General features: G+C 61.5%; 22 protein-coding genes and 1 pseudogene. 4 read left to right on the top strand and 19 right to left on the bottom strand.

Annotated elements, in window-relative coordinates; all coding sequences use genetic code 11:
- Positions 1-82: 82 nt before the first annotated feature.
- Complete coding sequence (locus tag NG701_RS05175) at positions 83-682, bottom strand: recombinase family protein (protein WP_252565087.1); 600 nt, start codon at positions 680-682, stop codon at positions 83-85.
- Positions 683-937: 255 nt separating this feature from the next.
- Between NG701_RS05175 and NG701_RS05170 the strand changes: the two genes are divergently transcribed.
- Together NG701_RS05170 and NG701_RS05165 are read left to right on the top strand one after the other, a co-directional pair.
- Entirely contained in the window at positions 938-1,675 is a 738-nt protein-coding gene (locus NG701_RS05170) for a hypothetical protein (RefSeq protein WP_252565085.1), read from the top strand.
- On the top strand, positions 1,668-3,272 hold the full coding sequence (locus NG701_RS05165; RefSeq protein WP_252565083.1) for a hypothetical protein: 1,605 nt from the start codon (positions 1,668-1,670) through the stop codon (positions 3,270-3,272). The genes NG701_RS05170 and NG701_RS05165 overlap by 8 nt, the downstream gene beginning before the upstream one ends.
- A 301-nt stretch (positions 3,273-3,573) precedes the next feature.
- Here the strand turns inward: NG701_RS05165 and NG701_RS05160 are convergent, their stop codons facing one another.
- Positions 3,574-4,674, bottom strand: coding sequence for a helix-turn-helix domain-containing protein (locus NG701_RS05160; RefSeq protein ID WP_252565081.1), 1,101 nt, complete (start codon positions 4,672-4,674; stop codon positions 3,574-3,576).
- Between the two features lie 128 nt (positions 4,675-4,802).
- On the opposite strand from NG701_RS05160, the gene NG701_RS05155 reads away from it, so the two are divergent.
- Entirely contained in the window at positions 4,803-4,988 is a 186-nt protein-coding gene (locus tag NG701_RS05155) for a hypothetical protein (RefSeq protein ID WP_252565079.1), read from the top strand.
- Positions 4,989-5,241: 253 nt separating this feature from the next.
- On the opposite strand, the gene NG701_RS05150 is transcribed toward NG701_RS05155, so the two are convergent.
- From NG701_RS05150 to NG701_RS21335, 5 genes and pseudogenes are all read right to left on the bottom strand, one after another.
- Complete coding sequence (locus tag NG701_RS05150) at positions 5,242-5,898, bottom strand: DUF8548 family protein (RefSeq protein ID WP_252565077.1); 657 nt, start codon at positions 5,896-5,898, stop codon at positions 5,242-5,244.
- A gap of 318 nt (positions 5,899-6,216) precedes the next feature.
- Positions 6,217-8,001 carry a cutinase family protein gene (locus NG701_RS05145; protein ID WP_252565075.1) on the bottom strand — a complete coding sequence of 595 codons (1,785 nt, stop codon included), beginning with the start codon at positions 7,999-8,001 and terminating at the stop codon, positions 6,217-6,219.
- A 168-nt stretch (positions 8,002-8,169) separates the two neighbouring features.
- Positions 8,170-8,322: pseudogene (locus NG701_RS05140) on the bottom strand (ISL3 family transposase); the annotation flags it as partial.
- A gap of 23 nt (positions 8,323-8,345) precedes the next feature.
- On the bottom strand, positions 8,346-9,089 hold the full coding sequence (locus tag NG701_RS05135; RefSeq protein ID WP_252565073.1) for a hypothetical protein: 744 nt from the start codon (positions 9,087-9,089) through the stop codon (positions 8,346-8,348).
- Positions 9,090-9,310: 221 nt separating this feature from the next.
- Positions 9,311-9,559 (bottom strand): helix-turn-helix domain-containing protein, encoded by a 249-nt coding sequence (locus NG701_RS21335; protein ID WP_374208654.1) that lies wholly within the window; start codon positions 9,557-9,559, stop codon positions 9,311-9,313.
- 185 nt (positions 9,560-9,744) lie between these two features.
- On the opposite strand from NG701_RS21335, the gene NG701_RS05130 reads away from it, so the two are divergent.
- The gene (locus NG701_RS05130) at positions 9,745-10,938 is read left to right on the top strand and encodes an RNA-guided endonuclease InsQ/TnpB family protein (RefSeq protein WP_252565071.1); all 1,194 of its coding nucleotides are present in this window, start codon (positions 9,745-9,747) and stop codon (positions 10,936-10,938) included.
- Positions 10,939-13,948: 3,010 nt separating this feature from the next.
- Here the strand turns inward: NG701_RS05130 and NG701_RS05125 are convergent.
- The 12 genes from NG701_RS05125 to purU all read right to left on the bottom strand — a co-directional run bounded on the left by NG701_RS05125 (position 13,949) and on the right by purU (position 25,253).
- The gene (locus tag NG701_RS05125) at positions 13,949-14,248 is read right to left on the bottom strand and encodes a hypothetical protein (protein WP_252565069.1); all 300 of its coding nucleotides are present in this window, start codon (positions 14,246-14,248) and stop codon (positions 13,949-13,951) included.
- Between the two features lie 42 nt (positions 14,249-14,290).
- Positions 14,291-15,478, bottom strand: coding sequence for an acetyl-CoA C-acetyltransferase (locus NG701_RS05120; RefSeq protein WP_252565067.1), 1,188 nt, complete (start codon positions 15,476-15,478; stop codon positions 14,291-14,293).
- Positions 15,479-15,522: 44 nt separating this feature from the next.
- Entirely contained in the window at positions 15,523-17,577 is a 2,055-nt protein-coding gene (locus NG701_RS05115; protein WP_252565065.1) for a 3-hydroxyacyl-CoA dehydrogenase NAD-binding domain-containing protein, read from the bottom strand.
- 102 nt (positions 17,578-17,679) lie between these two features.
- Entirely contained in the window at positions 17,680-18,420 is a 741-nt protein-coding gene (locus NG701_RS05110) for an enoyl-CoA hydratase/isomerase family protein (protein ID WP_252565063.1), read from the bottom strand.
- Positions 18,421-18,472: 52 nt separating this feature from the next.
- Positions 18,473-19,435 (bottom strand): 3,5-dioxohexanoate:acetyl-CoA acetone transferase, encoded by a 963-nt coding sequence (kce, locus tag NG701_RS05105; protein WP_252565061.1) that lies wholly within the window; start codon positions 19,433-19,435, stop codon positions 18,473-18,475.
- A 155-nt stretch (positions 19,436-19,590) separates the two neighbouring features.
- Positions 19,591-20,310 carry an alpha/beta fold hydrolase gene (locus NG701_RS05100; RefSeq protein ID WP_252565059.1) on the bottom strand — a complete coding sequence of 240 codons (720 nt, stop codon included), beginning with the start codon at positions 20,308-20,310 and terminating at the stop codon, positions 19,591-19,593.
- Positions 20,307-20,780 (bottom strand): nuclear transport factor 2 family protein, encoded by a 474-nt coding sequence (locus NG701_RS05095; protein WP_252565057.1) that lies wholly within the window; start codon positions 20,778-20,780, stop codon positions 20,307-20,309. Before NG701_RS05095 ends, NG701_RS05100 begins: the two co-directional genes overlap by 4 nt.
- Before the next feature lie 10 nt (positions 20,781-20,790).
- Positions 20,791-21,708 carry a VOC family protein gene (locus NG701_RS05090; protein WP_252565055.1) on the bottom strand — a complete coding sequence of 306 codons (918 nt, stop codon included), beginning with the start codon at positions 21,706-21,708 and terminating at the stop codon, positions 20,791-20,793.
- A 36-nt stretch (positions 21,709-21,744) separates the two neighbouring features.
- The gene (locus tag NG701_RS05085) at positions 21,745-22,539 is read right to left on the bottom strand and encodes an HpcH/HpaI aldolase family protein (RefSeq protein ID WP_252565053.1); all 795 of its coding nucleotides are present in this window, start codon (positions 22,537-22,539) and stop codon (positions 21,745-21,747) included.
- A complete protein-coding gene (locus NG701_RS05080) occupies positions 22,536-23,453 on the bottom strand; it encodes a cupin domain-containing protein (RefSeq protein WP_252565051.1) in 918 nt (305 codons plus the stop codon). The genes NG701_RS05085 and NG701_RS05080 overlap by 4 nt, the downstream gene beginning before the upstream one ends.
- Before the next feature lie 40 nt (positions 23,454-23,493).
- Positions 23,494-24,330: a bifunctional methylenetetrahydrofolate dehydrogenase/methenyltetrahydrofolate cyclohydrolase FolD gene (gene folD, locus NG701_RS05075; protein ID WP_252565049.1), complete on the bottom strand. Its 837-nt coding sequence runs from the start codon at positions 24,328-24,330 to the stop codon at positions 23,494-23,496.
- Positions 24,327-25,253 carry a formyltetrahydrofolate deformylase gene (gene purU / locus NG701_RS05070; protein WP_252565047.1) on the bottom strand — a complete coding sequence of 309 codons (927 nt, stop codon included), beginning with the start codon at positions 25,251-25,253 and terminating at the stop codon, positions 24,327-24,329. The genes folD and purU overlap by 4 nt, the downstream gene beginning before the upstream one ends.
- Between the last annotated feature and the right edge of the window lie 35 nt (positions 25,254-25,288).

Below are 25,288 nucleotides of genomic sequence, written 5' to 3'. Positions count from 1 at the left end.
ATGGTGGCGTTTATCAAAGGTGGTACGCCGGTAGGACACACCATGCCGCAGCTAGACCCGGCGGCATGGCCCAGTAGCGCCCTTACTTGCGCACTTTTGCTGACAGAGACAACCCTTCCACGCGGCGGTAGAGTGTCGCCCTGGACATGCCGAGATCGCGTGCGACTTGTGCCGCTGGCTCGCCTGACTGAACCAAGCGGAGTGCGCTCTTGATCTGGCTGTCTGTGAACTGAGCCTTGCGCCCTCCCAGGTCCTTGCCAGCAGCTCGCCGCTTGTTCACGCTGTCAGAGATGCGCTCGCGTTTGATTTCAAGCTCCATCTGCCCAAGTGCTGCCATGACGGTAAATACCATGGCTCCCATGGGTGTGCTGGTGTCCACGTCCCCGCCGCCCAAGTTCAATACTCGGAGCCCCGCGCTCTTGCCTTTGATGTCTTCGGCAAGCTTGAGCATGTTCACAGTGGAACGCCCCAACCGGTCCAGCGTTGTGACAACGAGTGTGTCGCCGCCGTGCAAGGCCCCTAAGGCCTTGTCCAGTTCCACCCGGGATGCCGTGGCTCCACTCACGCCGTGGTCCACGTACATGTCATCTCGCCGCACACCAGCGGCGAGCAGATCGGCCTCTTGTCTGTCGGTGTCCTGTGCCTTGGTGGAAACTCGGGCGTATCCGATCAGCTTTCCCATGGCCTGCGCTCCCTCGATGTGTCTCGCAACAGTGTTTGTATACAGCCAAATTAGCTACTTGTGAGACATACAAGCGAGACAGATTCTGGGGTGCTTTGGATGGGGAATGTGTCTCACAACCGAGGTGTCTTAGTTCCCTAGGGTTTCGATACACCGGAATTGATCGGGTCTTTGCCGCACGGGGTGATCGAAGCGGGGCCTCTCTCTTGCTAGCCTGTGAGGGACCGCCAGCCATTAGCCTAGAGGGAGATTTCGATGAACCAGCCCCTGGACTCGGTTGCGCCAGTCGACATGCGTCGGTATCTGCAAGACCTGCAAGCGGCGGCGTCTCGGTGTTCTGAATCGGCTGTTGCTGATCATCGGGGCGCCTTGGGCGCGGTGCATCAAGTCGACGATGACCTCCGGCTGTGGGTGGATCTGATCACTGGTCCCGAGGTTGATCAACTTCGGGCGGCGCGGCGCGAACTGGCTCTCGCTGAATTTTGTGCAGCTTTAGGCCTATACCGACAAGCCTTTGCGAGCCTTCGTCTTTTTCTCGAGTTGAGCTTCGCGGCGGTCCATTTTTCTGTGCATGAATTTGAGCGGCGGCGATGGAGATCCGACAAGAGCGACTTTTCCTGGTCTAGGGCGCTAGACGAAGAGACTGGCCTGCTGTCGAAGCAGTTCGTTGACGAATTCGCCCCTCAGTGCCGAGGTGATGCATCCAAATATGCTGGGGATGCTGCACGCACTTACAGATACTGCTCCCAATTCATTCATGGCAAAGCAAAAGTGTCCGACTCATTGCCCGAGGCATTGGACTACAGCAGCGAGGCCGTTAGCGATTGGTGCAACCACGCGTCATCATGCGGAACAGCCGTTCTGTTCCTCCTCTATATCCGCTACGGTGCGGACGTTAACGCCCATACCGAAGCGACCTTGAGCGAAGTGCTCATCAATCGATTCGGACACCTCAACTCCATGCGCGTATCTCTAGGACTGGCTAATGACTAACGGCACCGGGGATCTCTTCTACCGAACCGAGGACCTCCAACTCGACGAAGTCCTCGGCTACTTTGTAGAAACGTCGGGCGATCGTGTAGTTGTCGATCGTTTGAAGTCAAGATCACCTGTGCTCCTGCGAGGGAGTCGTGGAGTTGGGAAATCCTTCCTTCTGCGAGTGGCCGAAGCAGAACTGAAGAGAGATTTTGACGCAGACAGAATCCTTCCTGTGTACGTTACCTTTGCTCGCGCAGGTCTGATTCGTCAGACAGAAGATGGCTTTATCCCCTGGATGATTTCCAAGATTTCGACAGGCATCAAGCGGGCGCTGGTCACGTACGGCCTATCACTTCCCCCTGAAAGCGCTCTTGCAGCCTTGATGACTCCGCCCTCAAGGTCCCCGGACGGCCGTGCCATCGACGACACGGTCCAAACCGAGTATGAAGAGTTCTGGAAGAACGGAGAGTCGGTTCCATCTGGACGCCTTATCCCTGATCCCGACGTACTCAGGGACGCCATCGACGACCTCTGCCAAGAGCTGGGGCTGAAGCGCATTGCCCTTTTGGTTGACGAGGCAGCGCACGTATTCATCCCTGACCAACAACGACAGTTTTTCACGCTGATGCGTGACCTTCGAAGTCCCAGATTGGCGGTGAAGGCGGCGGTGTATCCGGGGGTCACCTCCTACGGCGAGTCGTTTCAACCGACCCACGATGCGACCGTTCTGGATGTCGAACGCTCTCTGACCGACTCGAGATATGCCTCGTCCATGCGTGAGATAGTCCTAAAACAGGACGCGACTCTAAGGCGCTCCATTGAGCAATACGGGGAGGCTTTTGATGTTCTTGCATTTGCGGCCACCGGTAATCCGCGAATTCTTCTTAAGACTTTTGCTGCCAGCACGCCTATCAATCGAGCTCGAGTTCAGGAAGCCATAAGGAACTACTATCGGGAGGAGATTTGGGCCGAGCACTCCAACCTGGCGGAACGGTATCCCGGGCATAGGGATCTCATCGATTGGGGCCGAAACTTCATAGAACGCGACGTTTTGCCCGTCCTCTATGCACGAAATCAGGGAGCATCCGAGACATCGTCGGCTATATGGATTCACCGTGATGCTCCGCAGGCCGTGCGGGAAGGGCTTCGTCTCCTGTGTTACAGCGGAATTCTCCTTGAGGGAATCTCTGGAATCCGTGCAACCCGCAGCGAAGTCGGCACGAGATACATCGTCAATTTAGGCTGCAACTTTGCCCAAGACGCGGAACCTGTCCAGTATGGTTCTGCCGTCAGATCAACTTTGAGCATCAAGCGCATGCAAGAATTCGGTGCGAATCATCCGTCATACAAGCTGATTGAACAAATGGGGATGGAATCCCTGCAGTCAGATAGCAACGTGGCGCTGGAGGCCCGGCTTGCTGCCGGCATAGGTAATCTGGATCTCACCTATTTCCAGAAGTCGAAGCTGCGTGAGCTGAACTTGACGTCAATTGGTGACGTCCTCGGTGCCTCGGAAGCCGACTTTCAAGCTCTCTTCTACGTTGGCAGGGTTCGATCTAGGCAGATGAGAAATGCCGCCATCATGGCCGTGATCGAGTATCTGTCAGGCTAACAAAGCGTCATGAGGCTCCAAGCGGACGTGTGTTGTAACCTCGGTGTCTCATAAGCCATGGGTTCCGAGACGTCTACCGCGGATACAGACGACCTTGCGGGCCGACCGTCAGATGATATCGACCGCGCGACGCTTCCGCTTAGGAGGCCAGCAGCCGAAGACCAGCCGGGATGCAACGTCCGGAACAAACCCTGCCGGAACAACCAACGCGGCTCGATCACCCGCCCACATCAACCAGCAGCTCACCGCTGCTCGAGGCTAAATCGAACCTGTCACCTGTTCGTTCCGTACGCCCTTGAGTTCAGACGAGCGCTTGGACGGCATTATGAGACTGGGTTAGGGCCTCGTCGGCTTGCGTGATCAGTTGGTTCAGGTCGTCGCCATCGAGCGTGGTCAGGAGACTCTGAACGTCAATCGTCAAGACCGTGATTTGTGCGGCTGCGATCTCGAAGAAGTCGTTGTAGAGCTGCCGGTCGCCATGACTTAACAGTTCCCAGGTCACTGGTCCCGACCCGACTTGGCTCCTGATTTGGTTCTCCCACCGGTTGAGTGCGTGGCCGGCATGTACCGCTATGTAGTCGAGTGTTTGGGTTGCTCGTGGGAGTATGTTCTGGAGCGCTTTGAAGCCAGGGGTCGTGGCGTCGAGTTCGGCTTCTGCCCGCTTGAGCTTTGCGTCGAATTCTTGCTGTCTTTTGCGGTTGCGCTTGGCGATCTCGACGATGCCGAAGGCGGCCAGGGGGGCCGCAGCGAGGATGGGCAGCACCATTGCGCCGCCGGCGCCAGCGGCTGCCAGTCGGGCGGCTCGTTTCAGCCAGACAAGTTGGAAGTCGGTTGCTGCCCCGCCCGTACCTGATGCGGGCGGTTGCGGGACGCCGTCTGTGGCAACTTCAACCTTGCTGTCTATGACGTCGATCGGGTCTTTGCCGTGGAGCTGTGTCGGCTCGGGTTGCCGTGCGCCTTCAATGCGCCCCGCGATCTCAGTGAACTTTCCGAAGAAGTCATCGAGAGCCCGGTCCCGCGCCTCATTGAATACCCGGCTGAGGTCGGTGATGTCCCGTTTCCGCGCATCGATCTCCTGCTCAATCCGCCTATACCGATCCTTGGACCCTTCCGGGCTTCGAGACTCGGTAGCAGTGGCGTCGGCGGTGGCCGTCTCGACGTTGTCGACCGTCTGCCGGGAGACTCTCGTTTCCAACTCCTCCCGGGTGAGCCCGAGCGCTTCCGCAACACCGTCGAGCCGTTCGGCCCCCGGCCTCAGTTGTCCATTCTCCAGGCGTGAGATCGAAACACCGGCACCGCTGCGGTACCCGGCCTTAGTCCCGAGTTCGTCCTGGGTTAGCTTCTTCGCTATTCGGAGTTCCCGTACCACCTGCCCGAGAACCTGCATATGGTCTTGTGTCATGATCACACCGTATCGCACTAAATTAGTACGAGCTAGTTGACATATAGAAATTTAGCTAGCTAAATTGAGCTAAACCAAGGCAATTAGCTGAGGCTTCATTCGATTCGCCCCAACACGAGAAGGACTCAATGACTCGCATCAACCCCACCCAGCAGTCGCCCGACCGGGCCAACCTTGTTCGCCGTCTATACAGGCTTTCGCAGAACGACGCGGTCCGGGATGCCGGAAGAGACGCCACCCGCGACGCCACAAGCGTGACCAAATCCGTAAGGAAGCTGGTTGAGGCCATCCGCGATACCTGGCGGCGCGATTGAATGCGCCAGATCGAGGGGGAACAAGGGCGGGCCAGTAATTCAGACATCGAGCGCAAGTGACTTCGGATGCCATGGGCCTTTGGAGATTCGCCTTTGCAAGATCGTTCTGAAAGTGGCCACTCGTGGGATTATCCGACTACACGACTTCTCCCGGGCGACTACGGCCACAGTTCCGCGTAGGGTCATTGGACTGCTCCCCCGAAACTGGGTCTGCGGAAGAACCGCAGCCGGGTAGTGAGCGGAGAGAACCTGGCTAATCCTCACGACTGCGCATGTACAGCCAGATGGCGTGATCCAGGACTCGCGGATCAACGTCGAGTTCGGCCGCGGCGGCGTTGACCAGCCTGCGCACGTATTCGTCGGAGACCGGCCCATGAGTTTCGAGGACGAGCTTAACGAAACCTTTGAGCCAGGTATCAGGCTTTACATCATGGGCGCCGATGAGCATCGTGAAGTAGGACCAGGTTACCGGGCCGAGTCCGGGCACGTTCACATAGGCAGCTCGATGGGCAGGGTCCTTGGGGTCGGTGTCGGCGGCAGTTTCAACGGCGATGCCGGAGAGCGCACGGGCGGCCCGTACGATGGCCGCAGCCTTCGTTTCCGAGCCCGTCAGCTGATGGTTTTGCAGGACCTCGGCAAGCTTTACCTCGTCGAAATCGGCGAGACGTGACAGAGAGTTGGGGGTCTGGTCGCCGACGGCGTCCTTGTAGCGGCGCACCGCGGCACGTACGCCGGTGTCGGCTTTGCCGTAACGGGCGCGGATGGACAGGACGGCGTCGATAAGCGCCGCTTCGACCTGGTCCGGGTAACCGCCTGGCCATTCCGGGAATGGCCTCGGTAGCCGGGCATCTATTCCGCCCAGGAGGACCTTCAGGTCCTTGTCGAAGTCTCGCGGAGCAATGTCGGTCATAGGGTCCCCCGGTAGTCGTCGGCCGCCGTTCGGCGGTCTCCTGTTATTTATACACGCGAGCTGCCGGGCCGCAGAGTTTGCCGCGGGCGGACGTCTGGAGCCTGTCGAAACCTAAGGCTAACAATCGGGCCGCTCTCCGAGCTTCGTCCGGACGACCAACGCTGCCTCATCTAACGGCCTCGGGTGCACGGAAAAGCCAAGCAAGAGCCATTGATCTCCCCGGGGTGGGAAGCTCTCGACCCAACCGAAACACCTCTGGTTTTCGCACGAGCCGCCACCCGTCGGTGCGGGCCGGACGGCGGCAGGTGCACCGGCCGTTTACTGCGGCGCCGTCACTTGAACGAAAGCATTTGCCGAATAAGGCTGGCCGTCGGGACCGTACGCCGTCTCTGAGACAGAGTTGCCGATCAGATCCATGTTGTTTTCCAGGTAGTTCTCTGTCACCGTGCTTGAGCAGGACACGGTGAGGGACTGGCCGGGTGAGAGCGTAGTCAAAGGCAACGGTACAGCGCCGCAGCGCGACGAAAGGAGCGGACTTGTAGTGATGGTCACGTTGCCGCTGTTGAGAAGCGTGATCGTCCAGTCAGTGTCGTAGCGGGTCAGCGGGTTCCCCGCCACGTCGAGGGTCAGCATCTGCACTGGGACAACGACTTCACTGGACGCTGTCCGTGTTGGGATCACCACCGTGTTGGCTGTGTCGTAGGCATCATACGAAGCGTAGGCCGCGCCTGTGGCGGTGAAGTAGCCCTGGCTGATGTCAGTTGGCGTCAGCGGGTGCCAGCAGGCCCAGGCCCACTCCTCCCCCGGCGATACGTATGACGAATCCTGGGGTGCTTGGCCCGTCGTACCCCACGTCTCCATAGGGATCGAGCATTCGGAAGTCGCCATCATAGCCCTGAACTTCTCGGTTCCGGTGTTTTTGACCAGTACGTTGTAGCGCGCGTTGTAGCCCACCGCTGAGTACTGCGCCGGAACAGGTTCTGCAACGACGCGAACTGCCATGTCGTACGGGTTGTTCATAGGACTGACTGCGATCGTCGCCGTGCCTTCATACGTCTGTCCGACTCGATCGGAAGCCCGGTAGGTGAAAGTCCAACTGCCCATCTGCGTCGGGATTCCCGAGACTCCACTGACGCCTCCCCAGATGAGTCCAGGTGGCAGGCTACCTGAGATCATCTCCAGGCCTGTGAGGGGGTATCCACTGTCGCGATTGAAGGTTCCCGTATAGGCCGCACCCACCGACGCTGAAGCCGGGGAGTAGGAGACCTGTAGCTGATTCGCCGCCATGGTTGTGAGGGCGAGTTGTCTACCGGCTTCCACGACCGCATGGTTCTTCTTGGTGTAGTTCTTGGTGTGAACGTTGAAGCCGTACGTCAGGCCAGCGATCAGGTCCGTGGGGAGCGGCCCTGATGTAGTCGCGCGCCCGTAGTCGCAGACAAGGTCGCCGTAGTCGCAGACCTGGAACCACCGTGAGTTTAAGCCGTGCCCGACGTATGAGAGATGAGTACTGGTCGCGACGTAGGATGCGCCCGACGGGAGACCTGCGAGCCCAACCCCGTAGTCCTGCCCCTCCGTCGGCGAGCTTCCCAAGGTCACGACGTCGTCGAAGGCTACCCGGTCGCCGTCGCCTATTGTTGCAACAGCGTCGATCTTCGGGAGAATCCGATCGAGAGCGCTTCCAAGAGGGGCGCGGCTGAGGTCGAACACGATACGGTGGATCGCCATGGCACCCTGGGAATATCCAGCCAGGACAAAACGCTCGTCAGGACAGTTGTGGGAGCGGTTGATCAGAGTAGCTTCTGCTGAATGTACGCCACCATCAATGCTGGCAAAGTAGCCTTCCCACGCGGTAGCTCCCAACGGCGTAAGGCTTACGAGACGAGGTACATCTGCTGCCGCGTAGTCGATGCCGGTGGCTGCGATTCGCCTGTTCTTCACGCTCGCAGTGAAGCTGTTGTATACGGCCGCGACGCTCGGGCCCATGCCCCAGTCAGTCGGCTTCTCTCCGGAGCCGCGCACCCCCAGGAAGACCACGTCTTGACAGGGGGTTGTGTTGGTGAGGCGGACAATAGTGTTCCCGCTACTATCCTTGGCTGTAGCCATTGTCGCTGTGCTAACCACCAGCACCAGCACGAGCAGCCCAGCGGCGAGTCTCCGAATCATATTGGCCCCCCAATTCATGCGGCCGGTTTCCTCCGACGGCGATGTGCCAATCCTCAAGGATCCAAGCGGCCGTGGCAAGCCTTTTTTCACCAGGCCCATTTAGGCTGTTCATGACTGAGGGTGCAGCTGCGGTCTGAACCGGACCAAGTCGAGGAGCGACCGGGCGATATAGTTGGTCAGGTTCCGGAAGCCGAGGGCGCTGCCGCGGACGTGCTCGAGTCGCCCGCTAACGGCCTCCGCCTGCCCGTTAGGGGTGCCGGGCGGAATATGGAATTGCACCGCAGTCAGGTCGTGTCGGATGAGTCGCTTCGCAGTGACGTCGCCGACCAATACACGGTGTGGGCGGTCGGATAAGGCCGTCTCCTCGTACGTGGCGCGAAGTCTGCATCCGTAGCGTCCACTATCCGTAGCTGTCCGCCCACTTCCAGCATTCTCGTCAGATCGGATCCGCTTAGGTTGTCGACCAGCCTTTGCCGGACTGGCTCGGTCACCTCGAAGAGGAGGTCGTCTGCTACTTCGACGAGCTCGCGGAAACGATCAACCAGCCGGGGAGGCAGCGTCTGCGACACAGTCGCTGCCGCCACGTCCCGCACTCGAAGAGTTGCAGCATCGAGAAAACCCACCGGGAACGTTGTCGCTAGGTTCGACTGGGAATGTGCAATCGTGGTGTTCCTGAATGCCCCCACCAGTGCGTGAATATCTGAGAGCTCGGCAGGGATGGCGATGTGGTCGGTCAGTGGCTTTCTCACGTTCGAGGGGAAATACGTGCGGCAGTATGCGACGACAGCGAAGGCGATCAGGTAGGCAGCCGCATCCTCAAGCTGAGAGCCCTCACCGCGGGACTCGATCGCCAGATCGAGGGCATGACGAGCCTCAGCGAGATCCGCCCCGTAACTCGACAGCTCGACGAACAGCCGGGCGTCTGCGGAGTCGGGTACCGTCACAACCTTGAAAATTGGTTCCACAGCGCTGTTCACAGAACCATCATCGCCGACATCGACGATTTCGGCGTCTGTTGCAGCTGACACGCATATGGGGCCGTCAGTCAGGTTGCGGTGTGTGCCGGCCGCCGGTGCCTCAGTTGAAGACGTGTGGGAACTTCGCCGCCCGTGGAACCTGGGCTGCACCGTCGGGCCGGGTCGACAGGTGATGTAATGACTCATAACTGGTGCCTCCCCTCGTCGGCCTCGGCCGCGTGGGTGAGGGGGGCAGCCTCCGGGCATGGCAAACGGTTCAAGTCTTTCCCGGGCTAGCGGCCCATGGGTCGCCGGCCGCCTCGGTATGGGGTGCTCTCTGCTGGCGATTCCGGTGGGACGAGAAGTGCGGTCATTGGTACATCAAGTACGTCGGCGATATCCCAAAGTCGCTCGTAAGCCACGCTTTTCTTGCCCCACTCGATCCCGATAATCATATTCCGGCTCAACCCGGACTCCAAGGCAAGTGCTTCCTGGGAGAGGCCCTGCCCGAGTCGCAGCTCTCGTATCCGCGCCCCCACCATCGCCCTACGTTCAGCCCACCGGAGTGTCTGCTCCTCGGAGGACTGGTGCGGGCGAGTGGGCATTTGTCCATGTCAGCTGACATTGTCAGCTTTGTCTGCTCTACTCGTAATACATGCATCCAATCTGGTGCATGCCATTGAGAGAAAGTCAGGGGGCGGACCATGGAAGCCCGCCACCGGATGCCATGATCCGGTCGTACAAGTTCCGCATGTACCCGACGGCGAAGCAGGAGGCATCGCTCGTGGCGATGTTGGACGACTTCCGCCTCCTCTACAACGCCGCACTGGAGGACCGCAAGTACATGTGGGAGCGCCACCGAATCAACGTGACCGTCGGCGCCCAGGATGCCCAGCTCAAAGAGATCCGCGCCGCCAACCCCGACTATGAGCGCTGGTCTGCCGCCGCAGAAGCCCAAATCGTCCTTCGCCTGGACAAGGCCTTTCAGGCGTTCTTCCGCCGCATCAAGGCAGGCGCGAAGAGGGTGGGCTACCCGCGTTTCAAAGCCGTCACCCGCTTCAACACGGCCGTCCACCGCGCCGTCACGGGCGCGAAGTGGGACTCGGCGCCCCATCTGACGCAGACCCGGGCCTATTTCAAGGGCGTCGGGCACGTCAAGGTCAAGCAACACCGGCAAGTCGTGGGGCTGGTAAAAACACTCACCATCAAGCGTGAGGGCCGGCGCTGGTATGTCCTCGTCGTTGCCGAGCAGGAGCTGCCGGCGCCGCTCCCGAAGACCGGAGCCATGATCGGGATCGACCTCGCCACCGGCGACAATGGCTTAGCATATACCTCTCAAGGGGAGCAGATCGGGAACCCGGCCTACGGCAAGGCTTCCCTGGGGAAGCTGGCAGAGGCCCACCAGGCCCTGTCCCGCACGAAGCGGGGATCCAACCGCCGCCGTAAGGCTCGGGAGAAGGTTTCCGGCGTGTACCGGAAGATCAGCAGCCAGCGGCGCGACTATCTTCACAAAGCGTCCCGCCAGCTCGTCGACAGCTACGACGTCATCGTGGCGGAAGGCGTCAACACCGCCGGCATGACCCGGCGTGCAGTCCCCCGGCCCGACGGGGCCGGCGGATACGAACCCAATGGAGGGAGCGCAAAGACCGGACTAAACCGGTCCATTCTCGATGCAGGCTGGGGAATACTCCTGGAATTTATACGCGGCAAGGCTGAAAGCGCCGGTCGTGAGTTCATCCAGGTCAACCCCGCCTACACCTCCCAGATCTGCAGTGCATGCGGGCACCGGGAGGCGGCCAACCGAAACGGCAAGGTATTCATCTGCCTTTCCTGCGGGCACCGGGCAGACGCCGACAAGAACGCGGCGGTCAACATACTCAGGGCCGGGCTGGTCCTGCGGGAAGCGGCGCAGGCCGCCTAACGAGAAGGGCGCCGGGTCCTGATTGGCCACAGTTGACGCGGTGCAGCCACAGGAAGATCTCCTCGCCCACCCACCCCACCCACCCCCACCCAACAGCCGGGGAGGCCATCGGTTCCAGGTTGAGGCTGGCATCGTCACGCACGGGCACGTACAACACCCGCAATGTCGTCCCGAGTGTTCTGGTTCAGCAAAGTTCGGCCTGCCCGCAGCCGACTGGCTGGAGGCTGTGGCGTGACCGAAACGACTGGCATCAGGGTGTTGGACACCCTGTTATTCAGCCGCACGTACACGTGCGTCTCTTGCCACCGTGCAACGAAGTACCTTGGCGCACCTGCGTCTCTCGCGGACGCACGGCGCGTCCACAGTTCACCTGCATCTCTTGCTGGCGGACGGTGCGTGGCGAGTTTACCTGCGTCTTGCGCGTCGTTCATGGCTCGTCGTGAACTCACCTCCGCGTCTTGTGCACGCGGATCCCCGGCTCTCGCGTTCACCGCCACAGGGAACTGGACCCTCTGGCCTCTCCTGCGCGCCCATGCGAGCGCGCCCTCGACTGACACCCCTGCCACGGTCGCGAAAAATCACGACCTGGGATCACTCTCGACCTCTGGCCCATGAGTGAAGAGGCGTCGTCAAGAATTCCAAGCACACGGCCTCTTGTCGGGTTCTGGGGTCAGTCGCCGGGGCCATATCAGACGCCTTTGGGCGTTGCGGTTTGGCTGCGCAATCTTGCCCTCATCGCGGAGCGACGAGCCCCCGACCAAGTCGGCACCACTGCCCGGAGAATCAGGAAGAACGTACGGAGTCGTTGGAACTGCATGTCCACTTGGGCCAAACACCTTACCGACGCGGCGACACTGGGCTTGAGCCCTTAGCCCTCTGGACATCGCCTTGCCAGAGCTCCGCCCCCGCAGGGACCTAACATTCCGCGTAAGCGCGGTAATGACGACCTGGAGCAATGCTTAGGTGTAGAACTGCAACAACGCGTACTTCAACGAAGGTCCCAGCCGGGCACGGCACGGACGAGTCCGCCATGTCCCGCTCTCGACGCCCCGGCCCTGAACAGGCTTAGCTTCGGCATGGAGAACTCAAACCGGCAAAGACGCCTGCCCGGTCGTCATTGGTTGTATGACGCCCGCACGGGACCCTACGCGGCCTAACATCTGGGCAGGACCGACGGGACTGGTTGGGATGTCACTAGACAACGCCATAGCCATCACGGCGCTTACCCTCCAGGGTGGGCGCTGGCTCATCGCTGCGGTGCTGATCCTTACTGGTCCCACAACTCCGCAGGGTTAACGGATCTATGCCCCAGTCGCCACCTGCGTCTATGTGGTGCAAGTTGTTAGGGACGCGCAGCACGCCTAGGAGGGGTGGGGGGTAACCCCCACGAGACTTGTTTGCCGGCCCGGCCGTGGTAGCGCCCACAGTCGCGTACTGGTTTGAAACGTTTCATTAATGATGCGTCCTAACCACTCTTCGAGAAGGCACAGGCACGTACAGCGATCACTTGTCGAGGTCCGAGTATTAATCAACTCCTCCATCCCGATGCTCGTCCTGCTCAGCAGGGCTTAGTAGAGGGGCAACTTCGGAACTCTCGGACAGCGTTGAGGCCAGCCCTTTCGTCGGGATGAACTAGGGACGATTCTATTGACGTTCTCAGCTGACGGAACGCCTGCTGGCGCAAACCAACCTACCGTTGTCCTAATTTTGGCCCCTAGGGCCGCCCATGGCCCTATCCCGGCGGAGTTGCCGAGCGAACTTCCGCAGGACGCTGCGGAAAGAGGCTGACAGACCGTATACAGGCCCGGGCACGCGAACGACGCACGTAACGTCATGAAGGGGCGCGGTCCACAAGGAGCCGGCGCTCCTGGTGGCTCGGCTTGAAACGGGAAATTCGAATGGTGATCCCATGGGCAGCGAAGCCTTGGCCCCGCTTAGTTCCACTATTGAAGTCCAAATGTTCTGACCTGCCCGGACTATCGGGGTTTCCCCCGACTGGCCGGAGCGGGCGTTGACCATGCTTTCCCTTGCGGACTCATTTGGGTTGTTGCCGAGGGCGGTGTGGAAGTCAAGAAGTTCGTTGCGTCACGCGGAGCTTGCTCCGCCCTGCGGGCTGCGCGGCGCTCCGCTTGCCTTGACAGCGGAATCAATGGTTCAGTGCCGGAGCGGCCCCCTGCCCTCAAAGCAGGGGGCCATCACCGAGACCCAATTTCCGGATCGCCCTGCCCTGAAGGCAGGGGCCACATCCCCCAGCAGGGGCCGTCACCCGTCCGACCTGGCAGCGTTGGTCCAGGCATAGTCGCGTGGGGTAGTTGGTATCAGGTAGTTCCCATTACGTAGAACTCCCTTGGGGTCGTTCTACGTGAGGTAGTTATCGGTAGAGGGAGTTGTAGTGAGCTAGTTAGGGAGCGGCATTTCGGCGCTACCCTCGGACTGGAATCCGGGGTAGGGCTAGCTCAATAAAGAGTGGGGACCCCTGTCCCCATTCTCACGCATGGGCGTATTCCGGACATGGGTGCTGGCACGGCAGCGGAGGGTTGACCTGTGCGCGACCCTGCCGGGTAATGTCTGTGGAGCAGAACTGCATGGCAAAGCAACCAAACGGAGCCCAAAGGTGATGCTAATAGTTGGCAGGCCAGACTTCAGCCAACCCAATTAGGTTACTGCTACAAGAGTTTCGCTGCGGGCGTTCTCATGTGATGTGATTAGCTATTCCCGGGCGTTGGCTGCCTCACTTTTTCGCCGCGCGGTGGGGCCGCCGAGGAATGGCCCCGCGCGTGTGTTGCTTAGAAAACGCATACCCAAGCGTTCATGATCGTCAGGGCGTTGTCGGGTCTCTGGCTGGAATGCTCTCCGCTGACGCCTCATCCTCCTACTCCTACTCCCCAAGTCTTGTGTCTAGCAGGATATCCGGCCATTCCGACTAGAGAAAAGATTGACGAAAGGTCCGTTATCGGCGTTCGGCAATACGCATTCTGGAATGGCGGACGCAAACTTTCCAGCAGATTGACTACGGCAGTAATTTTATCGGAGCCAGTGAATTCTTGGCCATCATGAAGCGAAGGTCGCCGTCTAGTTCCCGTGGATAGGTCCAGGCTTCGTAACCGAGCGCGGCGTCGAACATTTGCCGCTCATCCGCTCCGTCAGCAGCCAGCCACAATATGGACGAATCCGGCATGGCAGCATCGACCACCCCGGACCGGATGAACTTCCCGTGCTGACGCAGCTGGACCGGGACCCCGACGAGCTTGCCCCAATCACTACACACTTCTGCTGCCAATTTTTCTTTCCTTTCTATCGGGATGCTCACGATAGTGCTCTGAAGAGGACCCGCTGCATGGTGCCGTTCTGACTACCGTGAAAGCAGCAGAGCCTCGCCCTGACCCCCTCCACCACACAGTGCGACGGCGGCCTTCCCGCTTCCTCGGCGCATCAGTTCGTGTACGGCGGTGACCACGACCCGCCCGCCGGAGGCTCCGAGGGGGTGTCCGAGGGCTATTGCGCCGCCGTTGACGTTTACGCGGTCCATGCTTATGCCGAGCAGGGCCGCTGAGTGCAGGGCTACTGAGGCGAATGCCTCATTGATCTCGATGAAGTCGAGCTCCTCGACTTTCCAGTCTGCTCCGGCCAAGGCTTTCGTAATGGCGCGTGCGGGTTTGTCGGGCAGTGAGGTGTCAGGCCCGGCAATCTGGCCCGGAGTTCCGACGGTCGCGAGGACTTCCAGTCCGTGGGTCTCGGCGTACTTACGTGTGGTCAGAACAACAGCGGCCGCCCCGTCGTTAAGTGGTGAGGCGTTCGCTGCGGTCACGGTTCCTTCAGCGGAGAAGGCGGGTTTTAGCCCGCTTAGCACTTCGAAGGTGGTGTTTGCCCGGACTCCCTCGTCGCTCGTTGCCAGTACCGCCTCACCGCGGCGCTGTGGGACCTTTACAGGAGTAATCTCCGACTGGAACAGTCCGTTGTCCTGGGCGGCAGCTGCCCGTTGGTGTGATGCAAACGCGGCCTTATCCTGGTCGGCCCTTGAGATCTGTAGTTCCTCGTTGGCCCGGTCGGTGACCAATCCCATGGATTCGTGCTCGAAAGCGTCGATCAGCCCGTCGTGCGCGGCGGAATCGAGGAGGGTGCTGTTCCCATACAGTTGGCCGGAGCGGAAGCCCGGCAGCAGATGTGGCGCATTGCTCATTGACTCCTGGCCGCCAGCGACAGCCACCTCGACTTCGCCCAGGCGCAGCATACGGCTCGCGTCAATGATGGCGCTCAGCCCGGAAAGGCAGACTTTGTTCACTGTGGTGGCGTGGGCATGGAGGGGAATACCGGCCGCTGCTGCGGCCTGGCGAGCCGGGTTCTGGCCAGAGCCCGCCTGCAGGACCTGCCCCATCATCACTACCTCGACCGTTTCTGGTGCGATGCCTGCCTTGTCCAAGGCGCCGGCAATCGCGGCTCCCCCGAGCTCCACGGCGGATAAGGCCGCGAGTTGCCCCATCAGCTTGCCCTGTGGTGTCCTTGCCGCTCCTACGATGACAACGTCCTGGCTGTGGCTCATTTGTGCTCCTGTAAGTATTGGGACTAGTGGTGTGGCGCGGGTAGCTACCCCCGAGTGGGGACTCCCGCGTGCAGATCCGGTCTGAAGCTGCTGCCGGTTTCCCGGTCAAGCAGCGGGGTCAGGCCTCCGGTATGCAAAGGATAGTTAGCTCCAAGGATCATGCAGAGGTCGATTTGTTCCGGCCCGATGACCACGCCCTCGCGGAGCATATGCTCCGCTTCGTCGGCCATTGCCGACAGGATTCGGGCACGTATTTCGTCTGTAGCAGCGGGCTTTGCCGGCGGCAGGAGGACGGCCGCCTCCGGGAGGATGCCGCCGTCGTCGGCGAGGTATCCGGGCAGCCCCGCCTGGGCCACCCGCGCAAGGCTGGCGCTAGGGGGGAATCGATCCGGATAGGCGTTGTACAGGCTTTCACAGATATGCAGCTGGACCCGCGGGCCGATGAATTGCAGGAGCCGCAGCGGCGTCATCGGCAGCCCCACCGGGTCCAGGGCGTGGTCCACGGTGAAGGGGTCCGATCCGTCATCAATGAGCTGCAGGACTTCGCTGAAGAGACGGGTCAACAGGCGGTTGACGACGAAACCGGGACAGTCCTGGACGAGAATAGGGGTTTTACCCAAGGCCCTGGCGAGGACGAAGGCCTTCTCGACGGTGCTAGATGACGTGTTGACCCCTTGGACAATTTCTATCAGGGAGAGCACTGCGACCGGGTTGAAGAAGTGGAAGCCGATCAAGCGGCCGGGATGCTGGAGGGCTGTTGCCTGGTCGTCGATTGACAGGGCGGAGGTGTTGGTCAGGAGCAGCGTGTCGGGTGCGACGATCTGTTCGAGTGCGTCCCAGACCTGCCGTTTCACCTCGAGCTGTTCGAAGACTGCTTCGATGACAATTTCGCAGGGGTAGAAGTCTTCAAGCCGGACAGTGCCATGGATTCTTCTGCGGATCTCATCGCGACGCTCGGCTGTGAGGCGTCCGCGGCGCACGGAACGGTCGAGTTGGGCAGTGACCTGCTCGAGGGCTCTGTTGACCCGTGCCTGGTCGAGGTCATTTATCAGTACTTGGGCGGTGGAGTGCTCGGCGAAGACGAGGGCCAATTGCACAGCCATCAGCCCGCCTCCGATCACGCCCACGTTGCCTAGTTCCAGGTCCATACTGGTGCGGTTGTTTTTACGGGCTTCCTGCAGGATGTAGAAGGCATAGATGCTCGCGCGGCTTTCGTTTGATTGAAGCAACGTGGCAAAAGTCTTGATGGTGTCCTCGCGGATCGGGTCCTTTCCCGCAGCCAGGCGAAGGCTTGTGCGGTCGCACGGCCGCGATGCGGACGACGCCGCCGGCCGATCGTGTTGCTGCCACCGGGCCAAAAGATCGGAGACGGCAGCGGCGGCCGGTGTGGTGTCCTGGGAGCGCTCGACGGCGGTTCCTGCACCTGTGTCGGCTGCGGGGTTCCTGACGGAGCGGACGCCGTCGAGGAGGTCGTTGGTCCATCGAAGGGCGGCCTCCAGTAGGTCCTCGTCTTCCAGAACGACATCGACGATGCCCTCTTCCAGCGCACCGGCGGCGGTCAGATGGTTGCCGTTCAGCGACTGCGCAACGGCAATCTGCCTTGTTCGTGCAGGGCCTATCAGTCGAGCCATGGAAGTGAGTCCTCCCCAGCCCGGTATGAGCCCGAGGCTGACCTCCGGAAGGCCGAGGGCTCGCACCGAGGATGCCGCCACCCGGTAGTCGGTGCGTAGCGCCAATTCCAGTGCTCCGCCCAGGGCAGGGCCCTGGATGACAGCAACGGTAGGCGCGTCCAGTCGGGAGATGGCATCGAAGATGTCGTATCCGCGGGTGGCGATGGCTGCCCCGTCTTCCCACCGGGCCGACGTGCGGAATTCGTCAAGGTCAGCGCCGGCGCCGAACACTCGTCCGGTGCCGTGGAAGACTACGGCGTCCACCCGGGACGTATCCAAGGACCAGAGGGCTTCGGCTAACTCCGCAAGGGCAGGGGCAGACCAGGTGGTAAGTGAGCCGGTGGCTGGTTGAAACTGGAGTATGGCGAAACGGCGGTTGGACACCACTCGTTCGCTAAGGATCGTCCGGGTGAATGCAGCGGTAGTCACGTGTCTCCTTTGGTAGCACGTCAGTGTGCTGAACGAGTTGTAAGCGCTTCTTGACGTAGCCCTCTTGCCGGGCAGCCGAGGGTGGCGCGGATGGTTGTTGTGCTATTTGCGGCTTTTCAGCCTTGACATGTATTCGCCCGCGAACCGCCGGGGTTCCTCCCCTGTCCAGGCCTGCGTCACCAAAGCCGCGTGGTCCGCGACGGCCTCCCGTATCCGTCTGCTGGCATCGGCGCGGAGCATCTGCTTATGCAGCCCAAAGGTCTGGGCCGGTGTAGAGGTGAACTGCCGGGCGATCTCCAAAGCGCGCCCTTCGACATTGTCATGGGTGGTAACTTCATCGACCAGTCCCAGGGCGAGGGCTTCGTTTGCCTCTACCGTCCGGCCTGACAAGACGAGCCCTGCAGTGCGGGTACCGGCGGTGAAGCGCAGGGCCTCGAGGCTCGCAGGCGGCACGGGGAGGCCGACGATAGCCTCCGTGACACCAATGCGACCTTGGGCCATTACCCGGTAGTCGCAGGCGGAAGCGAGCAGGCAGGCCCCGGCAATGGTGTGCCCCGTGAGAGCGGCGACCACGGGCACTGGCAGCTCGAAAAGCGCGTGCACCAGGGCATCCAACTCGGTCACAAACGCCGTGGTGTAGTCCACGTCATTCTCCAGCAGCCGGGTGAGGTCGACACCGGCCGAAAAGATGCGGTCAGTGCCAGTGATAACGAGGCCCTTGGCCGGGCCAAGGTCTTGGATCTGGAGGGCGATGGCACGAACGAGGTCCAGGTCGAACGCGTTGACCTTGCCGTGGTTGATCCGCAGGACCATAAGGTTTCCATCGTGTTCGACAGCAAGCATGAAGTTCCTTTAACGTAGGGCTGCACAGGCCTGAATGGTCCTGATTTTTCGGTTACACAGGCCGCGAATGGGTGACTTGGGGGATCCTGGTTGCGGCTTTGCCCTTGAGCGAGAGCATGGCGCGCGCTTCATCCGCCGTGGCGATTTCCCTGCCGAGGTCTGTCAGGACGGCGACCATTTTCCGGACCTGGTCGGCATTTGACTCGGACTTCACGCCCTTTCCGGCGTAGAGGTTGTCCTCGAGTCCGACTCGTACATGACCTCCGCGCCAGGCGCTGTGGGTGGCGAACTCGAATTGGCGGCGGCCTGCTGCGAACGCGGAGAAGTGGTAATCATCGCCGAAGAGTTTGTCGGCCACGGTGATCATGTGGTTGAGGTTCATATGGTCGGCTCCGATACCGCCCAGGATTCCGAATACGCCCTGGATCAGGAACGGCGGTTTTGCGAGTCCGCGCTCGGCGAAGTGGGCCAGTGTGTAGAGGTGCCCGATGTCGTAACACTCGAACTCGAACCGCGTACCGTTGGCTTCGCCCAGCTCCCGGAGCGCGTACTCGATCTGGGCGAATGTGTTTTGGAACGGGTGTGAGTAGGACTTCTCCACGAAGGGCTTTTCCCAGTCATACTTCCAGTCGGTGACGCGCTCGGCGATGCCGGAGTACACAAAGTTCATTGATCCCATGTTCAGCGAGGCCAGCTCGGGACTGAAAGCAGTGGCGGCAGCGAGGCGCTCCTCAATGGTCATCGACGTGGCTCCCCCGGTGGAAATGTTGACGATGGCGTCCGTTTCTGCAGCTATGCGTGGGAGGAACTCTCCAAAGACCTCCGGGGCGAAGGCGGGCCGTCCGTCCGGCGCCTGCCGGGCGTGCAGGTGCACTATTGCGGCGCCGGCGTTGGCCGATTCGACGGCAGCTTCCCCGATCTGGTCCGGGGTAATCGGCAGGTACTCGCTCATTGAGGGAACATGGATCGAACCCGTTACGGCCGCCGAAATGATCACTTTCTTTGTGGCAATCATGGTGACACCTCTCGATGGTTTTTGAGTACTACTGGGCGTTTGATGGTGCGATCTCCGGTTCGTGGCGCCACCAACGCCGCCTTGAAGAACATGGGCGTTTTGCGGTGGATGCCTGACACGTCCGGGGTCTCCGGCCGTAAAATGTGTTGCATGGTTCAGCCCAGCCCATCTATGAGGAACGTGAGCGCGCACTCCTGCACTTCCCGTAGGGCCGGTGTCTCGACGTGGCCCAACGCGGGGATCAGGATCTGGCGTCCATTCGGCAGTGACCTCGTCACCGGATCCGGGGATCGGGCGATGTCGTCGTTTTCCCCAGCCACCATGAGCACCTCGGCGGTGATCCGGGCGAGTAATCCCACCTCGAAAGTGCGGGGCGGGCGGCTGATCACGGCCGCCATGGCGCTTAGGTCATTGCCCGAGGCCAGCGCCTCTTCCACAACCTGACGCAGCCCATGAGGGGCCCCTTGGGGAATTCCATGAAGAAGAGCAGACGAGACGGCCTCGCCCTTCTCCACCGAGAAGAGGTTCTCTCCGACCCCGGCGATTACCAACCGCCGGAAACGGGTGGGGTGCTCGGCGGCAAGCCGTAGAAGCAGCTTGCCACCGAGCGAGAATCCGACACCATCAAGGCAGCCGAGGTGCTCCAGCATGCGCCAGAGCTGATCTGCGATCTCGGCGTAATCCTCGGGCCGGGCGGAGGTGAGGACCGGACTGTGTCCGGGGAGGGCGACGGGTATGACCGTACGGCCTCGGGCCAGCAGCTCGCCTTCGAGCCAGGTTCCCCGCCAGGTCCTGTCGTAGGAACTCCCCCATCCGTGGACCAGCGCCACAGGAGGCAGGCTTTGGTCTACGGTATGGGCCGACAGCGAGTTCATGACCCGCGCCTCCTCAGCATGACCGAATCGTTGCCCTCGGCCACGAAGACCGCTTCCAGCCGCCGATGGGCGATCAGCAGGTCATCCTCGTAGCCGACAAGCGTGTCCTCGACGTCGCACACCGCTTGGGGAAGTTCCAGAGGAACAGGCAGGAAGCCGTGTCCGGCATATAGGACCAGAGCGTATCTGGCCACGATCCGGGAGTCCTCCTGCTCGCTTACCTGAAGGTTGGACACCAGGTGTCGGGACACCCTGTCTCCCGCGGCGCGGCGGGCGGCATATCCGTCGGCGATGGCCTGTCGGCCGGACATCGTCATTGCCGGCATCTCGCACACGCCCTCGGGCAGGAAAAACCTTTCCCCGCCGCTGCCGTGCTCGTGATCGACATTCCTCCAACTTCCGTGGACGAGCCCGGTGACGGAAGCGAGCAGGGCAGCCTGATTCGTTCCGCCGCCGACCTGTGATCGCATTGTGCCGCTCCTAGGATCCCTGGGTCATGAACGTTTCGGGCATGTTGTAGGCCCAGCCGTTCATGATTTCCGGGAACTTCTCCGGGCTGGTCTCGGCAATGAAAAATTCAGAGTCCTCGAACTCGTTCATGCCGGCGCTGAACTCATTGCGGTTGCCTGTGGGGTCGAAGGCGTACGCGAAGCAGTTGGTGCCGAAGCCCTGGGTGTCACGGTCGACGCCGCCCATGTGCCGGCCGGGGCCGAACTCCCACCGGTTCCCGGTTTCTACCAGCCGGTCCGAAAGCCGGAAGTAGTGGTTACCGTCTTCGACCGCGAAGGCGATGTGGTGCAGACGGTCTGACTTGCGTTGGGCCTGCATGTAGGCCAGGTCGTGGTCCATCTTGGTGGCGCGCATCCACGAGGCGGCCCAGTTACCGGCGATAGTCAATGCCAGAGACTGTTTGAACCCGAGCACCATCTTCATGAACTCCGAGAACTCGCGCGGGTCAGTCTCGCCCAGGAGATTGATGTGGTCAATGTCTGTAGGACGGAATCCGCCATCGGAAGTCATTTCGGTGACGCCGGCGCGTCGGTTGCCATCAGCTACCACGAACTCCATGCGGTGGCCGGTGGGCAGGTCGAACCCGAGGATTTCGTCGTGGCCGGGCCGGTCAGGGCTGCGGTACTGCTCATATTTCACGCCGTTGGTGGACAGGCGGTGGACGATTTCCTGGAGATCGTCGGCGTGGTCGACACCGAAAGCGAAGCTTTCAATGCTTTGACCTCCCGCGATGAGGGTCAGGTCGGCCGCGTCACCGGAACAGGCCAGCAGGGCACGGTCTTTGGTGCGGTCCAGCACGGTCAGGCCGAGTACGCCCTCGTACCATTCCAATGCCTGGCCGAGTTCCTCGACCCGGACAGCAGCGTGATCGATACGGTTAATTGCCATTTTGTTCTCCTAGGGATTGTCTTGCTTGGTGGTAATTCAGGGGTGGGTGGGTGGAACCGGATGACCGTCTTCGTGCTGTACGAACTCCTCCTCGGCCAGGGCGGATCGTGACCCATGCAGAAGCAGCCCGGCGTCGTTGGAAATCGCCCAGAATCGGCAGGCGGTCAGGGCCTCCGGCAAGGTCGTCTCAGGCACGGCTCCGATGGCCGTGCCCAGTGGCATGTTCCCGCTGGCAGCGGCATCGGCGACGGTTGCCAGCAACTGTGCGAAGGCCGGATCAGAAGGGTCTAGACCCGTGGACGCGGCCAGGTCCGCCATGCCGAGGAAGAGGTGGTCGATGCCGGGGACCGCCGCGATTTGTGCCGCGTTTTGTACTCCCAGGCTGCATTCGATCTGGGGGATCAGTGCAGCCTGCCTGTCCAGGCGCCGATACCGCGGCACGTCGCTGCCCCAGCCGCCGGCTCGCACCGTCGGCCCGTATCCCCGATTGCCGTCCGGCGGTAGGCGGGCTGCCCGGACCAGGCGTTCGGCGTCTTCCCGGGTTTGTATGTGAGGCACGAGCACTCCGTGGGCACCCGAGTCCAGAACCCTGGCGATCACCACATCATCGAGTTCAGGGACCCGGACCAAGGGCGGGATGCCTGCTCCGCGGGCAGCGCCGATGAGTTGGTGCACCTCGGCGAGCCCGAGGGGGGCGTGCTCCATGTCGATGATAACGAAGTCGAATCCTGCCAGTGCCAGGAGTTCGACCACATCGGAATGGGCGATCTTTACGAACGTGCCGCGGGCTGTGTGGACGGGTTCCTGCAGCAGTTCCCTGAAGTGCCTCATAGGGACGCTCCGGGCGGGTTCGGGTAGTCGGCGGCATTGACGACCCATCCCGGCTGTGCTGAAAAGTCAGCGCGGGGCGGGCAGAAGATGTCGATCAAGTGGTTGCGGACCTGGCCGACGGACTGGCTGGTATGGACAGCCGGCGGCGGGATAAATGCAATCGATGGGCTGCCCAGGAGGCGGTGCTCATCTTCGCGCCATTCCGCGGCACGGGATGTCCAGGGGGTACGGATGTGGTGGATGTACTCGCCCTCCACGGCCAGGGAGCATTGCTCGAAATCCGGGTGGGAATGCGGGGAGAGCGCGTCCGGATTGCGGGGTCCCTGGTCGGGATCGAACCAGTTGACCATGAAGGTGCTGGACCGGAAAATCCGGCCGAAACGCGAGGGCTCGTAGGGGTAGTCCTCGATACGGTAGGCCCGCACCCCGGGGTCGCCGATGGGGCCAAGCCACGGCTGGAACGGGGCAACGTGGGGGTGGGCCTCGGCGTAGTCCCCGGCGTTGCGGCAAGTAGCCAGCAGGTCCTCAGCCCGGCAGGAAAACAGGCGCACCAGTGGGCCGTTCCGGCGGATCTCGATTTCGCTGTCTCCCGGCGGCACCACGACAAGTGCCGGCCCAGCGACCTCACTGTCCTCCGCGCCCGCTGCCACGCTGACCATTCCTGCGTGGTCAAGCAGCAGCGCCACATATTCGTCTGGCTGGTCCTTGCGGGCGAAGGCGTCGCCCTCCACGGCCCAGGAGTAGGCGAGTACAAAATTCTGGCCGCGCACCCACCAGGTCCGGCTGCCCAGACCGGAGATCTCATCCGGTTCCAGCTGGCTGAAATCGAAGAAAGCAGGTTCAGCGGATGCCATGTCGCTGGCCGGGCCTGCGGGCGTCAAGCGTGAACGGAGGTTCTGGGGATCGTAGGTCATCAGGTTCTCCAAACAGCGGGATAGAAGTGGGTGCTGACGGTCATCGTGTGGCCGCCGCGGCATCAAGGGTGTTGCGCAGTAACGAGGCGATCGTCATCGGCCCCACACCGCCCGGAACGGGGGTGATGATGCCGGCGATTTCCTTGACGGCGTCAAAGTCAACATCGCCGCACAGGCCTGTTTCCCTACGGTGGATGCCCACGTCGATGACAGCTGCGCCGGGACGGATGTGTTCACGGCCCAGCAGTTGAGGGACGCCGGCGGCAGCGATGAGCACGTCGGCCTCGCGCGTCACCTCTGCAAGTTCACGGGTGCGGCTGTGGCAAATGGTGACCGTAGCGTGGCGGGCCAGCAACATCTGTGCCATCGGCCGGCCGACCAGGTCGGAGCGGCCCACCACCACCGCCCGGGCACCGGACAGCGGAACCTCGGCGTGATCAAGCAGAGTCATCACCCCCGCGGGTGTGCAGGGCTGCAGGCCTGGACGTCCCTGGGCCAGCCGGCCGGCGCTGATGGCGGTGAGCCCGTCTACATCCTTGGCCGGACTGATGCGGTCGATGATGGCGCGGAAGTCCAAATGCTTCGGCAGAGGAAGCTGGACGAGGATGCCGTCGACCTGGTGATCAGCGTTCAAGTCTTCAATGAGAGACTCAACCTCCTCCTGCGAGGCCTCGGCGCTGAGGTGCCGGTGGAGATCGCGCATTCCTACTTCCACGCACTGTTTTCGCTTGTTCTTGACATAAATCTGGGAAGCCGGGTCGTCGCCGACCAGCACAGTGGCCAGGCCGGGAGCTGCGCCAAGCCTTGCGACGTCGGCAGCGACGCTGCGACGCAGCTGGCGGGCTACGTCGGCGCCGTCCAGTACGCGGGCGCTCATGAAAACACCACCGTCGTATTGCCAAGCCGCACAACACGGTCCTCGCAGTGCCATTGCACCGCCCGCAGCAGCACCGACCGTTCCACGTCTGCGCCCTTGCGCTGGAGTGTGGCTGTGTCGTCCCGGTGACTCACCCGGATCACGTCCTGTTCGATGATCGGGCCCTCATCAAGGTCGGCAGTGGCGTAATGGGCGGTCGCGCCGATGAGCTTCACGCCCCGTTGTTTGGCCTGCTGGTACGGTGCCGCGCCCATGAAGGCCGGCAAGAAGGAGTGATGGATGTTGATAACCGGGCAGCCGACCTCCCGGAGGAAATCATCGGACAGGATCTGCATGTAGCGGGCCATCACGACCAGGTCGAAGTTGCCGGTCAGCAGCTGCAGCTGCTGCTGCTCGGCATTGATTTTGTTATCCCGGGAGACAGGGATGTGCACGAAGGGCACACCGAAGGAGCGCACCTGGGCGGCCAAATCGGCATGGTTGGAGATCACAAGACCGATCTCGACAGGCAATTCTCCCCGGCGCCACCGCCACAGCAGGTCCAGTAGGCAGTGGTCGTAACGTGAAACCATGATTGCAACCCGCTTGGGCGCCGCCACTTCCGTGATCTGCCACTCCTCAATCTCAAGCGGACCCGCTACCGAAGCAGCAAAGTCGCGCCGCAAGTCTTCGACAACGACCGATAAGTCCTTCCGGTGGAACACCAGACGGAGGAAGAAGTGACCTCCCTCGGGATTCGTCGTGGTCTGGTCCGATTCCACGATGTTGACTTCGTAGGTCCGCAAGAACTGGGAGATTGCTGCAATGATGCCTGGCCGATCGGCGCAGTGGACGATGAGGCGGCCAAGATCCTGAACATCCCCGTTGCCCGCAGCCTGAGTCGTCAGGATGCTGCGGTTCGTGGTTTCAGCTGTCTTAGTCATGGTTGTGCAACCTCGTGTTCTGAATCGGGAGGTGA

Source organism: Pseudarthrobacter cellobiosi (assembly GCF_023913815.1).
GTDB lineage: Bacteria > Actinomycetota > Actinomycetes > Actinomycetales > Micrococcaceae > Arthrobacter > Arthrobacter cellobiosi.
The sequence above is the reverse complement of the archived record's forward strand: the minus strand, read 5'-3'. Positions and strand labels throughout refer to the sequence as shown.